This is a genomic window from Acinetobacter endophylla (genome assembly GCF_053543775.1).
Genome location: NZ_JBLVOM010000005.1, coordinates 1 through 14,007 on the forward strand (window position 1 = coordinate 1; position 14,007 = coordinate 14,007).

General features: G+C 40.9%; 13 protein-coding genes and 1 pseudogene. 13 read left to right on the forward strand and 1 reads right to left on the reverse strand.

Annotated elements, in window-relative coordinates; genetic code table 11:
- The 13 genes and pseudogenes from ACNPNW_RS00900 to ACNPNW_RS00960 all read left to right on the forward strand — a co-directional run.
- Positions 1 to 597, forward strand: a 597-nt coding sequence (locus tag ACNPNW_RS00900; RefSeq protein ID WP_448766398.1) for a group II intron maturase-specific domain-containing protein, incomplete at its 5' end; no start/stop codon positions are given.
- 104 nt (positions 598 to 701) lie between these two features.
- A pseudogene (locus ACNPNW_RS00905) lies at positions 702 to 929 on the forward strand (transposase domain-containing protein); the annotation flags it as partial.
- Positions 930 to 1,089: 160 nt separating this feature from the next.
- Positions 1,090 to 1,665, forward strand: a complete 576-nt coding sequence (locus tag ACNPNW_RS00910) for a hypothetical protein (protein WP_228136311.1) — start codon at positions 1,090 to 1,092, stop codon at positions 1,663 to 1,665.
- 10 nt (positions 1,666 to 1,675) lie between these two features.
- A complete protein-coding gene (locus ACNPNW_RS00915; protein WP_005028615.1) occupies positions 1,676 to 2,875 on the forward strand; it encodes a hypothetical protein in 1,200 nt (399 codons plus the stop codon).
- A 61-nt stretch (positions 2,876 to 2,936) separates the two neighbouring features.
- Entirely contained in the window at positions 2,937 to 6,119 is a 3,183-nt protein-coding gene (locus ACNPNW_RS00920) for a putative type IV secretion/conjugal transfer ATPase (RefSeq protein ID WP_448766399.1), read from the forward strand.
- Between the two features lie 122 nt (positions 6,120 to 6,241).
- The gene (locus tag ACNPNW_RS00925; protein ID WP_099143569.1) at positions 6,242 to 9,034 is read left to right on the forward strand and encodes a type IV secretion protein DotL; all 2,793 of its coding nucleotides are present in this window, start codon (positions 6,242 to 6,244) and stop codon (positions 9,032 to 9,034) included.
- Positions 9,035 to 9,668: 634 nt separating this feature from the next.
- Positions 9,669 to 9,842: a hypothetical protein gene (locus ACNPNW_RS00930; protein WP_165382508.1), complete on the forward strand. Its 174-nt coding sequence runs from the start codon at positions 9,669 to 9,671 to the stop codon at positions 9,840 to 9,842.
- 86 nt (positions 9,843 to 9,928) lie between these two features.
- Entirely contained in the window at positions 9,929 to 11,017 is a 1,089-nt protein-coding gene (locus ACNPNW_RS00935; RefSeq protein ID WP_042892355.1) for a DUF6685 family protein, read from the forward strand.
- A 12-nt stretch (positions 11,018 to 11,029) separates the two neighbouring features.
- Positions 11,030 to 11,536, forward strand: coding sequence for a hypothetical protein (locus ACNPNW_RS00940; RefSeq protein ID WP_005005926.1), 507 nt, complete (start codon positions 11,030 to 11,032; stop codon positions 11,534 to 11,536).
- The gene (locus ACNPNW_RS00945; protein WP_005005928.1) at positions 11,529 to 12,071 is read left to right on the forward strand and encodes a hypothetical protein; all 543 of its coding nucleotides are present in this window, start codon (positions 11,529 to 11,531) and stop codon (positions 12,069 to 12,071) included. Before ACNPNW_RS00940 ends, ACNPNW_RS00945 begins: the two co-directional genes overlap by 8 nt.
- On the forward strand, positions 12,068 to 12,439 hold the full coding sequence (locus ACNPNW_RS00950; RefSeq protein ID WP_005005929.1) for a hypothetical protein: 372 nt from the start codon (positions 12,068 to 12,070) through the stop codon (positions 12,437 to 12,439). Before ACNPNW_RS00945 ends, ACNPNW_RS00950 begins: the two co-directional genes overlap by 4 nt.
- Positions 12,440 to 12,448: 9 nt before the next feature.
- Positions 12,449 to 12,868: a hypothetical protein gene (locus tag ACNPNW_RS00955; RefSeq protein WP_000145713.1), complete on the forward strand. Its 420-nt coding sequence runs from the start codon at positions 12,449 to 12,451 to the stop codon at positions 12,866 to 12,868.
- 5 nt (positions 12,869 to 12,873) lie between these two features.
- Complete coding sequence (locus ACNPNW_RS00960) at positions 12,874 to 13,326, forward strand: hypothetical protein (RefSeq protein ID WP_005005931.1); 453 nt, start codon at positions 12,874 to 12,876, stop codon at positions 13,324 to 13,326.
- 300 nt (positions 13,327 to 13,626) lie between these two features.
- Here ACNPNW_RS00960 and ACNPNW_RS00965 read toward each other — a convergent pair.
- The coding region (locus ACNPNW_RS00965; protein ID WP_003281209.1) for a transposase at positions 13,627 to 14,007 on the reverse strand (381 nt) is incomplete at its 5' end.

Sequence of the window (14,007 nt, forward strand, 5' to 3'; positions counted from 1 at the left end):
GCGACACGACAGGCCACTTTGATCGGTTTGCTCAACCCTATTCTAAGGGGTTGGGCCAACTATCATAGTTATGTCGTTGCCAAGAAGGTTTTCAACCAGGTAGACAGCGCAGTGTGGGAAATGCTCTGGCGATGGGCGGTACGTCGCCACCCTCGCAAAACACTCCGATGGGTCAAAGATCGGTATTTCAAAGTACAAGGAGCGCGTCGATGGGTGTTCTCATGTGATGAACAGTCCGCTGATGGTCGGAAGCGACAATACACATTAGTGTCTGCCTCGGACACGCCAATTGTGCGACATATCAAGATCAAGGCTGCTGCTAACCCTCATGACCCCGCATGGGATGAGTACTTCGAATCCCGATGGGGTAAAAGAATGCTGGTCTCCGCAAAGGGGCGAGCCAAGCTGTATCGGGTGTGGCTAAAACAAGGTGGTCGCTGCTGCGCCTGTCTTAAACCAGTCACCAAAGATACACCATGGCACAGCCGTCATATTGTGAAGCTAAGTCATGGTGGAACGGATGCAGTTGCTAATCTTGAGATTTACCATCTGTATTGTCCAAGGAGTGTTCAATTTGCCAATGTCAACGATGTATAACCGGGTGCCGAATGGCGCCTTAGCAGAGGCTTGAGCCGTGTGCTGGGAAACTCGCATGCACGGTTCTTAGGGGGTTGGACGTAGGTAACTGCGTCTGACTACCCGACAATCAGATGCGTCCCTGGGCGTTGGGACGCAAGAACTGGCTGTTTGCAGGTTCGCTGCGCAGTGGTCAGCGAGCGGCAAACATCATGACTTTAATCCAGTCAGCAAAGCTGAATGGCTTGGATCCGTATGCCTATTTAAGTGATGTGCTGAAAAGGTTACCGACACACAAAGTGACCCAAATTGAAGAATTGCTGCCGCACTGCTGGAAACCTAAATCGAATTAAAAAATAGGTATGGGATTCAGCGGACGCTTACGAGCCACATCACTTAGACGGCGATCATAGCAATCATACGGCTGAGAACATTGTAGCGGTCTGTACGCTATGCCATGCACAAAACCACATCTTTGCACTATCACTGGAAAAGAAAGCTGAAATATGCGTATTGAGTACGAACATACCTCAAGAGATCTTTAATCAATATCAACGTTCATTACTGGTGTTATCGCATAAGTCTGACAACCAAGATCCTGAGCTTGCTAAGTTCGCACGGCGACATCGCCAAAGCTTGCTTGTAGAGCCGTTAAAGCGCCATCAACGCCCTAATCCTACAAAGATGTCTGAAGCAGAATACGCACGTAATATGTTTGAGGATATACAGGCGTTTAATGCGATTAAGACACGAGCCCAAAGCATTGATACCCAACTGTACTTCACGGACATTAAGTTCAACACAATGGCTGAATATGAAGAAGCCAAGCAAGAAGATATGTTGGTAGCGAACGTTGATTACGTAGACCAGCTCCGCAAGTACAAAGAGTGGTATTTGAATGCCATCAAAGAGAACAAAAACTTTTCTTTGTATCAACTCGCAAAAGCTTTGGAAAAGGTATCAGACGAAGCATACGAGAGCTTTAATCTGCCAAACCACTACATAGTATTTTCCCCGAATATCTTTACTGACGAGCAGTATGAGTACTACCAAACACTAGATGTATTTAAGGGTTTGGGTGATAAGTGAGCTCACAAAAATGACAGAATGCTTAGCAGATACCGAATACATAGATATGAGCTTAGAAGAGGTTATATCGGGCATAGTGTTACAGCCATTTAAGCCTGACATAGTGAATGATATAGCGGTATTGGATAGCGTATTTGAGACGGACATATTGAATGATGAATACTCATTTATTGGTCCATACATCTACAAATATTGGGAACTTGGGATAGATGCACTACCAAAGGAAACGCACGATCAGCTATCGATATTTCGCTTATGCGTTATAGGTACTGAGGCTTTCAACTTCCTGAACGATTTGTATATACCAACGACACGGGACACTGGCCATACATCTAACACGCTATTGCTACTCCATGTTGTACATATAGCGATAGGGAATCAGACAACAACTGGTGAAGACACAACGGGGCATTTTCAAGATCCACTGATTAAAGCGCTACTGTTGATGAATATCCCCGTTAACAGCGATTGTTTGCTGTTGGATGACACTTTGGTACACCTAAACAAAATAACGGCGCTGAGTGGCTTAGACGTTGAAATACAGGTTAAGCAAAGTGTGAGTGTGAAGCATAAGAAATTACTGAGCACCAACTTTGGATTTGACAATCCATTATCAATTATAAGCGTTTTGGAACAAAAGAAACTGTCTGAAGAACTGACACGCTACTTTCCGATGATACACCTACCAACGTCCGTAGAAGATGCGACAAACCAGATAGATACGGGCAACTTAAAAATGAGTTCGCTGCAATCTTTTTGTATATACCAAAACTTAAAGCTATCGGTGTCTAAAGTTTTCCACGAACAGGGCTTATACCAGAACAAAGAGATCTACATAGAGCTTGATAAGGTTCACTTCCAACTTAAAAATACAGGTTCCTTAAACTTCAAGGTGGGTACTTTAGGGGAAAGCCAAGAGGTTTTAGAAACGGCGTTTTGGCAACTGCTTAATAAGGGTTTAGTGTTTGACCTAAATAGTTTTAAGAAGTATGTCGAATTAAAAGAGGACGAAACCGTTAAAACTGATGTATTTACTAATTCAAAAAATGATAATATCCCTTTTAACAGTACCTTCTATGAGCTTTTATTAAGGTTGGTTTTAGATACAAGCTTAAAACCCTCTGTTAAAAGTCTTGAGGTCGCAATTCAAAAAAAGGATTTCGACAGTGCGATTAACGTTTTAAGAGAATTACCGTTTTTTAGTGCTTAATGCTTAAAGGCATGTCTAATCAAAGATAGACGTAGAAAGGTGAATTAATAAAGGTGTTTAAATGAGTAAGAAGAAAGCTGAGAAGTCTGGTTATAAAAAGACTGGTTACTCCAAGATTGAAATTATATTGATGTTATTCCTACAAAGCATGAAAGCTGACGTAGAGGATTATTGCGATTTAGAAACAGTATCGGACGAACATACGTTTGTCACAAAAACTGGTGCAATGATTACGATCATCGAATACAAGGGGATTAAGAGTTTAATTAGTGGTGATGCATTCAGCCGTCAAATTGGTTTGATGACGAGCAACATGCGTAACTACTTCAAAGACCGTGGACATACGATTCATCTAGCGTTCAAAGTAGACCATGAGACGCCATACGCGATTCATGACTTGAATGCCATGCAAAAGGCGACCACGGCGCGTTGTGCGATGAATCTAGACATCATCATTGATGAAATGACAGAAACCATTTCAGGCGGTGTATTTAACGAAAGCTGTTATATCGCTTTAATCTCTGAGCCAACCTTACTATCGCCAATCGATAAGGCTCAAGACTCAAAAAACCGTAAAAAGCTACTGTCGCAAATTACAATGCCAAGTACGGTCAATGCTCAAGACATGCTTAAATCATCGGACAGCTTATACGTACACCATGAGTCTTTTGTCTCACAATTCTTAAACTCACTCTCAACTGAAGAATTTCCAGCAATCTATGAAGTATTGAATGTTGTTGAAGCTGGTCTAGCGATTAAAAAACAAATTGCCTCACATTCAACTTCAGATGACTTCACCTTGTCTGTGCCGATGTTGAATACACGCTTACCGATGCGTTGGAAAGAAATACCATCAGAACATGATGCGTCACACGTTTTGTATCAACCGATCTCAGAACAACTCATGACGAATGCGATCTTACCTGGTACAAGTCAAGGTTCATTCTATCCAGTGGGAAGTGTTATCACTGACGGCGTAGTATATGCGCCATTGATGGTAGATATATATCCAGCTAAGACGAATACGTTTGAAACGCTATTCCGCTTACTACACCAGGCCAAAACGCACGACACTAACGGTAACATCCGTTCTATCCCATATGCGGTGAGTTACTGTATTACTGGTGATGGTATGGCTGGAACCATGATGAAACGCACGTTATCAAGCGTTATTCACTTTATGACGGCACAAAACAAAGCCATTCGTAATGCTGGTAACATTTTGATGGCCACTAAAAATGACCTAGATCAAGTAGACACTGTTGCTGGTCTGCAAATGACCATGATGACATGGGCACCGAATACCGAAGATGGTGTAAACATTCTTGTAGGACGGCGCCAAAAGCTTTGGAAGAGTTTTGAAGCGTGGGGCGGTGCAAAAGTCATGGAACAGGCTGGCGATCCTATTTTGACTTGGGCATCACATATACCGGGCTTGATGGTACGTAATCACGCACCTATTTCACCAGCACCGTTGTTTGATGTGTTCTACATGTTACCGCTGACACGTATTAACTCACCATTCCATAAAGGGCATCAGCTCAACAAAACCTTAGACGGTAAACTGATTATTCTTGATTCGTTCTCAAATGAAGTGACTGTATGGACGACTATTAACATTGGTAAACCGGGTACGGGTAAATCGGTCACAATGAACAAAGGCATGCTTGAGGACATCATGATGCCTGGTAACGAACGTATCCCGTTGACCTATATTGTCGATGTGGGTGAGTCAAGCCGTGGGTTAGTAGAAACAGTGCAAGATTCATTGCCTGAAGAGCTACGTCACTATGCCATCTATAAGCGTATTAAAAACTCAAAAGAAGAAGCGATTAATCCGCTTGAATTCAGTATGGGCTTACGCTACCCGTTGAACTACGAAATGCGTCAAATGACAGCGTTTTTAAGTTCATTGGTAACACCGCCTGAATTGAAAGGGCAACCAGCCAAAAACACTTCTGACGTTATTGGTGCGGTCCTACGCCGTACATTCTATTTTGCTGATGATACGAATGCTGATCATAAAGCACGTAAGTACATGCGCTTTGCAGATCCAGAACTAGATCGCATCATGGAAAAACACGGACTGATTGAGCCACATTCTGAACAAGGTAAGGATATTTCTTATTACGCTCTACGTGATCTTTTCCATTCAATGAATGAGATCCGTGGACGCACGTTGGCTCACCGTTACGCAATGCCGACTATTGGCGATATGATTGAAACACTTTCTGATTCATCAATTTTAGATGTTTGGAGTGATGTTCATATTGATAATGAACGAGCACTGGACTTTTTGGCGCATCAGATTATGGCTGCACAAAATACCTATCCAGCATTCTTCTATCACACCAACTTTGACATTGGTAACGCTCGTGTAGCTTCTATCGACTTAAACGAAGTTGCGACATCATCAGATCCTAAAACTACATCGCTATTCTTCCAGATTGTACGGATGTTCATTAAACGTAAGTTCGCCGTGAGCCGTGACGATATTCCAAAATTCCCACAAGCTTATCGTGAATATGCAACCCAACTGATTAATGAGCTTCTTGAAGACCGCAAAATTATGTCTTATGACGAATTGCACGTTGCGAAAGGCGATCCAATCCTATTAGAAGAATTGGCTGAAGACGCACGTACATTGCGTAAATGGGGTGCTCGTCTTAACTTGGCATCTCACAAAGTAGAAGACTTTAAAGACTTGGTGGGCTTTGCTACGGCGTATGTGATTGTCGATCCTGGTACACGCGAATCTCGTGAAGCTATTCGTGACAGCATCGGTCTAACTCAACTAGAAATGGATGCGCTTGGTTCAGGTAACGTAGGTTTCTCAGATCAAGGCTTAACGTACTTCAGTAAAATTAAACTCGAAAAAATGGAATGTTCGGGCTTATATACCGTTTCACTTGGTCCAATCCTTTTATGGTCACTCAGTACACATCCCGATGAACGTGCGCTCCGTAACTACACGTATGACCTTATCGGTGAACGTGGTAAGGCGTTGAAGGTCCTTGCACAATTCTATCCAAAAGGTGCGAAGAACCAGATTAAGACACGGCGTACCATGATTGAGAAAAATGCCAAAAATAAAGGCACGGACTTTGACGAAAACAAAGCAACTGCTTCAGTGATTTCTACCATGGCACAAGAGATGGTTGTTGAATATCAACGCTATGAACTTGAGCAAAACATGAAGAAAAAATTACTGAACCAACGTAAGTCTGAAGCTGTTTCTTCTTAACTCCAATCAGCTATATAGATTTGCGTTAATTGGTATATACATTGAAGTGCTTGGATATGGGTAAGGTCGTTAAACAACGACTTTGCCTATTATCCTGAAGATAAAAGAGTAGGTCGCAAAGTATGGCTTCTACACAAAAATACGGCACACAAACAAAGTTCAGACCTAGTTCGCTTAAGCGTGATACACGATCAGGCTTAGAGAAAATCCATTTAAAACTTACAGCGCCAGACGGCGCTAATTATTTGGTTGGCGTTCTTGGTGCTATTGCAGTTATTTTGTTTGTTGTTCCGTTTGGCGGTGAGATATTTATAGGGATCGCGTATTACCTATTAAAACGCTACACACATCCGAATGATTACTTTTTTGAGTGGCCATTCCGTGCGCCGTTGCATTCAAACTCACTGGATGCGTCAACTGACATTACATCACGCGTAAAAGATGACGTACTGGACAATCCAAAAGCCTTTTTGGAATACGCACGTACCAATCGCGATAAGCTACAAGGTGAGGGTGTGACTTACCTTGGTCGTTGCCGTGAAACTGGTCTACCTGTTTATGCATCCAACTCCGATGACCGTACACATCAAATTGTGTTAGGTACTACGGGTTCGGGTAAAACAGAATACATGCTAGGTAACTGTGCCAACCAGTACGTACAAAACTCAGGTTATATCTTTGTAGACGCAAAAGGTGATACCAAGGCTCAACAAGACCACTATCGTTTATGTAACCGCTTTGGGCGTAATGAGGATCTATTAACGATCAACTTCATTACCTCAGGTCGTAACATGCTACGTGCACAAACCGACAAGATGACCAACTCAATGAACCAAATGAGCAACACCAGCTCAGGGATGTTGATTGAATTCTTGATCAACTTGCTTGATGACTCAGGCGGTGGCGGTGGTGACATGTGGAAAGGTCGTGCGATGGCCTTTATCGCTGCACTTACACGAGTTTTGGTCTATCTACGTGACAATGGCTTCATTCAGCTTTCACCAAAAGTATTCACGCAATACATGGAACTTGAAGCACTTGAAGAATTGGTATTTTGTCATAACGATAAATACGGGATTGACTTTGAACGTGTGGCTGAACAACTTCAAGGCTACCTCGTTTCATTACCGGGTTATTCAAGCAACCCTAAAAAGTTAAAGAAACAAGAAACCAAAACCCGTGAGCAACACGGTTATATCACCATGCAGTTAACCAAGGCGATTAACGACTTGACGTTTAACTATGGTCACATCTTTGGTGTAGAGCATGGCGGTGATATTGATATTTTTGACGTTGTACTTAACCGCCGTATCTTAACTGTGCCATTACCAGCTCTTGAGCGTTCACCAGACTCACTCAAAATGCTCGGAAAATTAATCATTGGCTCAATTAAACAAATGATGGCTGGTTCCCTTGGTAACAAAATGGAAGGTTTACGCCGTGCCATTATTGACGCACGACCAACCAACGCCACTACTTCATTTAAGCTATTTTTGGACGAATGGGGCTACATCGTTATTGTCGGTGCTTCGGTTTTACCAGCTCAGGCACGTTCGCTTAACTTCTCTATTACGTTCGGTGCTCAAACATTTGAAGATATTGAACGTGGATCTAAAGAGGAAGCAGCTGCTACATGGGGTAACACGACCGTTAAAGCCATTGGACGTACTACTTCGGGTGCTGAAAGTACAACATACAAATTGGTTGATGGTTTTGCTGGTGAAGAGTGGCAAGGTAAAGTTAACTCAATCAATATGTATCAAGGTCTAGTATTCAACCGTTCGGTACCACAAACAGAAGTCCAGTTCGCCAAAGAAAAACGTGTGACCATTGAACAAATTGCCGGACAGCACAACGGCGAATTTACCTTGCTCATATCAACTAAAGGGGAAGGTGGTAAAACTTCAGACGTTAAAATCGTATCAATGTTGGCGTTCTATGTGGCTGGTGCTCAACCCAAGTACTTACGCTTAAATGACCTTTGCCCAATCTTCAATATCCAAAAATCTGAAATCTACGATCCTACTTTAAAAATTGAAGACTTCATTCATGAGATTGAGGAAAAACATACGCTACTGACAGACAACAATTCATCTGCCAATGTCACGGCGCTTGGTGATTTTGAGATCTGCAGAAAGCTCAATAACACCTTGTACGAAAACAACAACACGGTAAAAGACTTTACTCAAGATTTTGTACATCAGATTCTTGAAGCAAGACGTCTTGAATCCATCACACCTGAAGGGATGGCACCTGGACAAAGAACAGTAATGTCTTCGTCCACGGCGAAAGGTGAAATCTCCAAAGAACAAAAACACCGTGAAAGTATTGTTTCAGCACAAAAAGAAGCAAACATTAAAGACCAGATTATTGAGAAGCGAAAACAGTTCCAGTACTTCGGTAAAGATTCTGACATTTCACCTCAAGTACAAGCTGGTGCTTACAACAATGCGGATCTTGATGCTGAATTTAATATCTATGGTGAACGTATAAGCGAACCTGAACAGGCTCAACAGGAAAGTGATGTTGAAACTGTGACTCGCGCCGTTATCACACCAATGAACCTAGACAGCTACTATGATGAATTGAAAGAGATCCTAACAGGATATGACTTAACCGTTGCGCCAATTACTGAATATCAGCTTGTTCAGATACCACGCCATGTAAAACCTGAAGATCAGACACAATACATTGCGGAAAACAAAGCCAGTCTTGATCAAGCCATATCACATAGCACTCAAAATGAAATGGAATTCGTAGAACAACAGTATGCAGCTAAGTTTGAAAAAGCTTTGATGAAAAACCCGTTCTCGCACGAATGCGTTACTTTTGAAAAATTGTTGGTGATACTTGGTTCAAAAGGTTCTTCAGCTTCATTACGATCAGGCATTACAATCAAAAAAAAGGATGACTAAACGCATCCATGTAGAAGACATAAGGCTGGTTATCCAGCCTTTAGTTTTTTTTGGGTGAGCTGTTTGTACTTAATACGCCTTAATTCATCACTCGGCATGTATTGGGCTATTTAATATTCGCTCTTATACGGCGTTTCATTGAATATGGCCAATAACAACAACTGCGACAGCGGAATGGCTTCAGGCACTATCATTTTGAGTAAGCGAAACTTTTCAGACGCATTCACATCAAATGCAACCAATAACGCCGTATATGGAATGTGGCGATCTGCAAGTGTAAATCGGGGTAAAAGGTTGGTCCTAGTGCTAACGTTTGAAAGTCATACATATTCAAGCAAGAGATAGCTTTAGGTACATTGGATAGGTTCACGGCGTAAGATTCAATGTTTGAACACATATTGGCATCCAGTTTGGTTTTAACCCTAGTTTAGATGCATTTTAATATAATAACTTAGTTTTAACGTGCGTATTCTTAAACATAACTAAACCACTTCTTAAAACCTTGTTTTGTTTTAGGCTTAATCGGTATATACCATTTCATAAAAAGTTTAATGAACTGTGTTTTACCCTTTACAATCCTTAATACATCAATTAAATTGCCCTTAAATCACATCCAATATACAGGATATAGGCAATGACTAAAGAACAGCTAGACGACTTACAAACACTTGCAATGACTGACTATAAAACACGTTTACACGTTAAAGGTGTGCGAATTGTTGAAGTGCAACAGTACTCAAAGTCTGTCGATAACAACGCCGTACAACCACTTGCAACTAATACCACTCAACCGCAATTCTTAAATTAATTTTCCAAAAAAATACTTATAAGCACTTTCTGTATTAATATATCTTTATTAGTTTTAATAAAGCATTAATCAATGGAGTGCTTAAAATGTTAGATACTTTACTTTCGGTATTTTCAGCAAAACATAAGCTTTATAAGAATCTCAAGTTAAAACCCTTTATTGATACCCGTTTAGTCAATTCTGACAGCATCGCCATGACCGATGTTTTCCCTTTTCATCAAATCAAAGATTCTCTTTGTATGACTGGTATATCTCCTACTAATTTTGTACCAGGCAAAAACATTGTTTTGAATCCACATGCCAAAGATAACGATTCCATCAGCTACCTTGGTCAAGATACGCAAAATCATAAGCCGTTCTACATCTCTACCTTTGCTGAAGAATTGGCTGAAGTATTTAATCCGATTTTTGCAGAAATCATTCATCTTGAAACACCATGCTTACTTGACCTATCTGAAATTGGGGGCTTCTCAAATTCCAAGTCGGATTTAAGCCAGTACCGTAGCATTGATGATTTTGTAAAAAACGCATGCCCTGATTACATTAGTGATGTGAGTATGGAAAATTTAGATCGAATGTTGTTATGGCCAGAAATCCGTTTATTGAACTCTCCAGATACAACCACTGATCAATTTTTTATCTATGGCTGGAGTCCTAAGATTTTTGTTCAAAATGCTGGTGGATCACATCACATGGCTGCTGCACATTACTTGGCTAAGAAACTGAGCCAATGTGTGCCGATTCAAGGCAAAGTAAGTTTGAATCTAATCTCAAATAAAGCACTTCAAAACTTTGATTCAAAATACGCTGCGTTCGCCGTACCAGATGATGCATTGATTGATATGGGGAATGATTTATCAGAATCAGGGCTTGAATATCAGCTGGTGTTTTTCCGTGAACGTGAAGTTAATTTTATCTTCTTCAAAAAGAATGATCAGAATGCCCGTGTTATTTCGCTATTCAACAATCTGCATGCTTCATTGAATGGTGCATTAAAGACGGCGGTTCAAGCGCAATTCAAAAATGAAGCACTACTCACCATCATGAGTGCTAACCTCTCTGATACATCAAAAGATCAATTTTTTAGCACACGCCCTCACTTGGCTGAGATCTACAATCACGTTCAAAACGAAGTTTGTTTGAGTGGTCCTAAACCGACTAGCCCGACAATCTAAGGGGTAGGGAATATGGATCACCAATCATCAACTACACCACATGCACTCATTCTCGGTCTGACACTTGAACAGGCCATTTCTGTTTTAGCAAAGAAACCCGTTGATGCTACCCACTACAACTATCTTGAAGATGACGAGTACAACACCTACGTCATGATGAAACCTGAGTGGACTAGTCTCAACAAACATGCCTACCTACATGTAGATGGCTTAACCCATGAGCGTAAATGGATGTTTATGCCGAATGCTTCAGGTGAGTACAACTTGCTAGAGGGCTGTATTGACCTGTTTGAACTTAACCAGGCCATCGAACAGCAATATCTTGTGTTTGAACAATTCCTGAATAGCCACGGCGCACCGTTCCGCAAAGTTGGTGAGAAGTTTTCTTTTGTCACTCAACTTCTCTTTGATGCATGGGTGATAGATCCAGAACGTGCGATTCAAAAACTTCATGAGATGAAGGAAACAAAAATCTCATTACAAGTGCCTTTGCTTCATGGGGATAGTCAGCATGATTGATACGCAAAATACTAATGAAAACATTGCTTCAGAAATTGAAGCTCGTAGCGCTTTTGAAAATAGATACGGCGTGGTCGGTAGTCTGTTGGCCAGTGGCAATTATTCTTCTTGGGTGCATCAGGCGAAATGGGAAGCTTTTCGTGATGGTTGGATGCAAAGTGAAGTAGAAACTAAAAAATCTATCTATCAAATGCAAACACCAGCCATCAGCGATGACCAATTGGAAGTGGAAAAATTACTGCAGTTGCTCGATGACTTTTGGAATAAGAAATGGGGCGATTGGAAATCATCTGCAGATATGGTGGCGCAAGGTGAGGCAAATGCCTATGAACATGCGAGAGGATTGCTTGAAACGGCGATAAAACAAGATGAAGCCACATGCCAGTGGTTACGCAATCAATTGGCAACGATTCAAACTGAATTGGATGCTTTTATCACATTCGTTAATGAACACCTTGTTTACCATGAAAGTGATGGTCCAGATTTAATGTCGAAGATCCAGAAGCTCAAACATTTGATAAAGGTTAAACCATGATTACGGTTCAAATAGAGATGTGTGGCTTTGGGATTAAACGGCGTTGGGAGTTTGGAGATCCGCGCCGTGCGCCAATTACAGTTTTAGAAATGGGCTTCATTAAGGTTTGTAAAATGCGTGGTGATAGCAAACTGGTTGAGTTCATGAGGGGTTATGCAGACGACAAAGAATTCAACTGGCATCCCAAAGTTCGCATTGCACGTAGAAAAGCAGAACGTAAAGCCTATTCGTACTATGACAACCACTACAAACAGCAGATTAGAGAACTTTTCGATCGCCAAAATGTAGACCGTCAAAAACAATATGAATTGGAACGCCAAAACAAAGCGTTATTGGCTGTTATTGAACTTAAAAAAGAACAATCGTAGGTATATACCATGACGGGAATTGAATATTTTCAGAAGTATGGCTGGAGTCACGCCGTCCAGTCCGTTAGTCGAATTCCAAGTGAATACAACGAATATTCACCAGATCTCAAAACTGTTGTTGTAAACGGCAACTTTCGTTATGCGATGGCTGCGGAAATCAGCAAAAAGAAAACTGAAGTCTATGTTACTGAGCTCAAACAAATCATTGAGAGTGAAAAGCTACTAGAAGACTTCTTTAACTTGAATCTGGTTGGTATAGAAAAAGGCTTAAGTAATGCTAAGCGTGAAATGCAAGACATGGAAGAACAGGGGATTGTTGAATTCAACCATCGTTTTGATGACGACCTGACTTGCACCACGGAACGCATGAAACTTGCCATCGCTCAAATAGACCATCTTTATCAAAACAACATTACAAAAAGTGAGTAATGCCCATGTTAGAAATGTTCCAAAATCAAACCATGCGATATATCTCTATTGCCATTGGCGTGATTAGTATCTTTATATTCCTATACCTACTTAAACTCGGTGAGGGGCTTGTCATTAGCCTTATGGTTGCTGTGTTCATATGTGGTTTGAGTTTATTCAAACTGAAAAACTACTATGAAAAAAATAACCCATACATCAATGCAGAACACCTTGCTTGGCTGTATGGTGAATTGCAAGAATATGACCAGGATCTATTCACAACTGTCAGCAATCTGACCAAGAGTACTGGACGTTTAGAATTGAGCCAGCTTAAATCAATCCGTAACCGCTATGCTTCTTCCATGAACGAAACTCAACTACAAGCATTGGCCAGTGAACATACTGAAGAAAGCAAATATCGCTTAGACCAGTACAACTACTCAATTTATGTGATGGATGAAATCATTAATCAATATTAATGGCTGTAATCTAATGGTGAGAAATATGAGTCAGCAAAAACAAATTAAGCAAAAAGTGAAGCTTTTAGATATATCCCCTCTATCCGCTTTTTTTGGATTTTAATGTCTGAACTCTCAGTCGTTTATGCGTTTTATTCGCCCTTATATGATGAATTATCGGGTGCCAACCTGATCATCATTCTTCATGCAATCTCTATTAACATCGCCGTGTTATATATCTGCTATACGCGGTATCAAATGTATAAAGAGCTACAAAACTATTGAAAGGTTTATAAAATGAACCTCTGTACACGACAAATTTCACAGAACCCTTATCCTATCAGGATTCTGCCTTCTTAAAATTGCCAAAATTTCCTTAAACTCTTCTTTTTTCCCAAAACCAATTAAACGCTGAATCGCCATTTGAACATAGTCTAAACCATAGCGAAATAAACTCATTGAGAGTCGTCCATGCTTCTTTATTTTTATCGCTTTTTTTTGATCATGTTGCCATTCACCCGTTAAGTAACACCAACAGAAGCTTATAGCTAACACCGCAATCAATTTTTTCACTCGTCTAGGGTCTGTCAAGCGCGTATTTTCAAGATTAAACCCGCGTCCTTTGAGACAACTGAATAAGGTTTCAATTTCCCAGCGTAATGCATAATCCTGAATAGCATTGGCATTAAACTGAGGAGAAAC

Bases quoted from the DNA above. Each gene is read 5' to 3' on its own strand.
- ACNPNW_RS00915 (WP_005028615.1), top strand. From the start codon at position 1,676: ATGACAGAATGCTTAGCAGATACCGAATACATAGATATGAGCTTAGAA.
- ACNPNW_RS00920 (WP_448766399.1), top strand. From the start codon at position 2,937: ATGAGTAAGAAGAAAGCTGAGAAGTCTGGTTATAAAAAGACTGGTTAC.
- ACNPNW_RS00925 (WP_099143569.1), top strand. From the start codon at position 6,242: ATGGCTTCTACACAAAAATACGGCACACAAACAAAGTTCAGACCTAGT.
- ACNPNW_RS00930 (WP_165382508.1), top strand. From the start codon at position 9,669: ATGACTAAAGAACAGCTAGACGACTTACAAACACTTGCAATGACTGAC.
- ACNPNW_RS00935 (WP_042892355.1), top strand. From the start codon at position 9,929: ATGTTAGATACTTTACTTTCGGTATTTTCAGCAAAACATAAGCTTTAT.
- ACNPNW_RS00940 (WP_005005926.1), top strand. From the start codon at position 11,030: ATGGATCACCAATCATCAACTACACCACATGCACTCATTCTCGGTCTG.
- ACNPNW_RS00945 (WP_005005928.1), top strand. From the start codon at position 11,529: ATGATTGATACGCAAAATACTAATGAAAACATTGCTTCAGAAATTGAA.
- ACNPNW_RS00950 (WP_005005929.1), top strand. From the start codon at position 12,068: ATGATTACGGTTCAAATAGAGATGTGTGGCTTTGGGATTAAACGGCGT.
- ACNPNW_RS00955 (WP_000145713.1), top strand. From the start codon at position 12,449: ATGACGGGAATTGAATATTTTCAGAAGTATGGCTGGAGTCACGCCGTC.
- ACNPNW_RS00960 (WP_005005931.1), top strand. From the start codon at position 12,874: ATGTTAGAAATGTTCCAAAATCAAACCATGCGATATATCTCTATTGCC.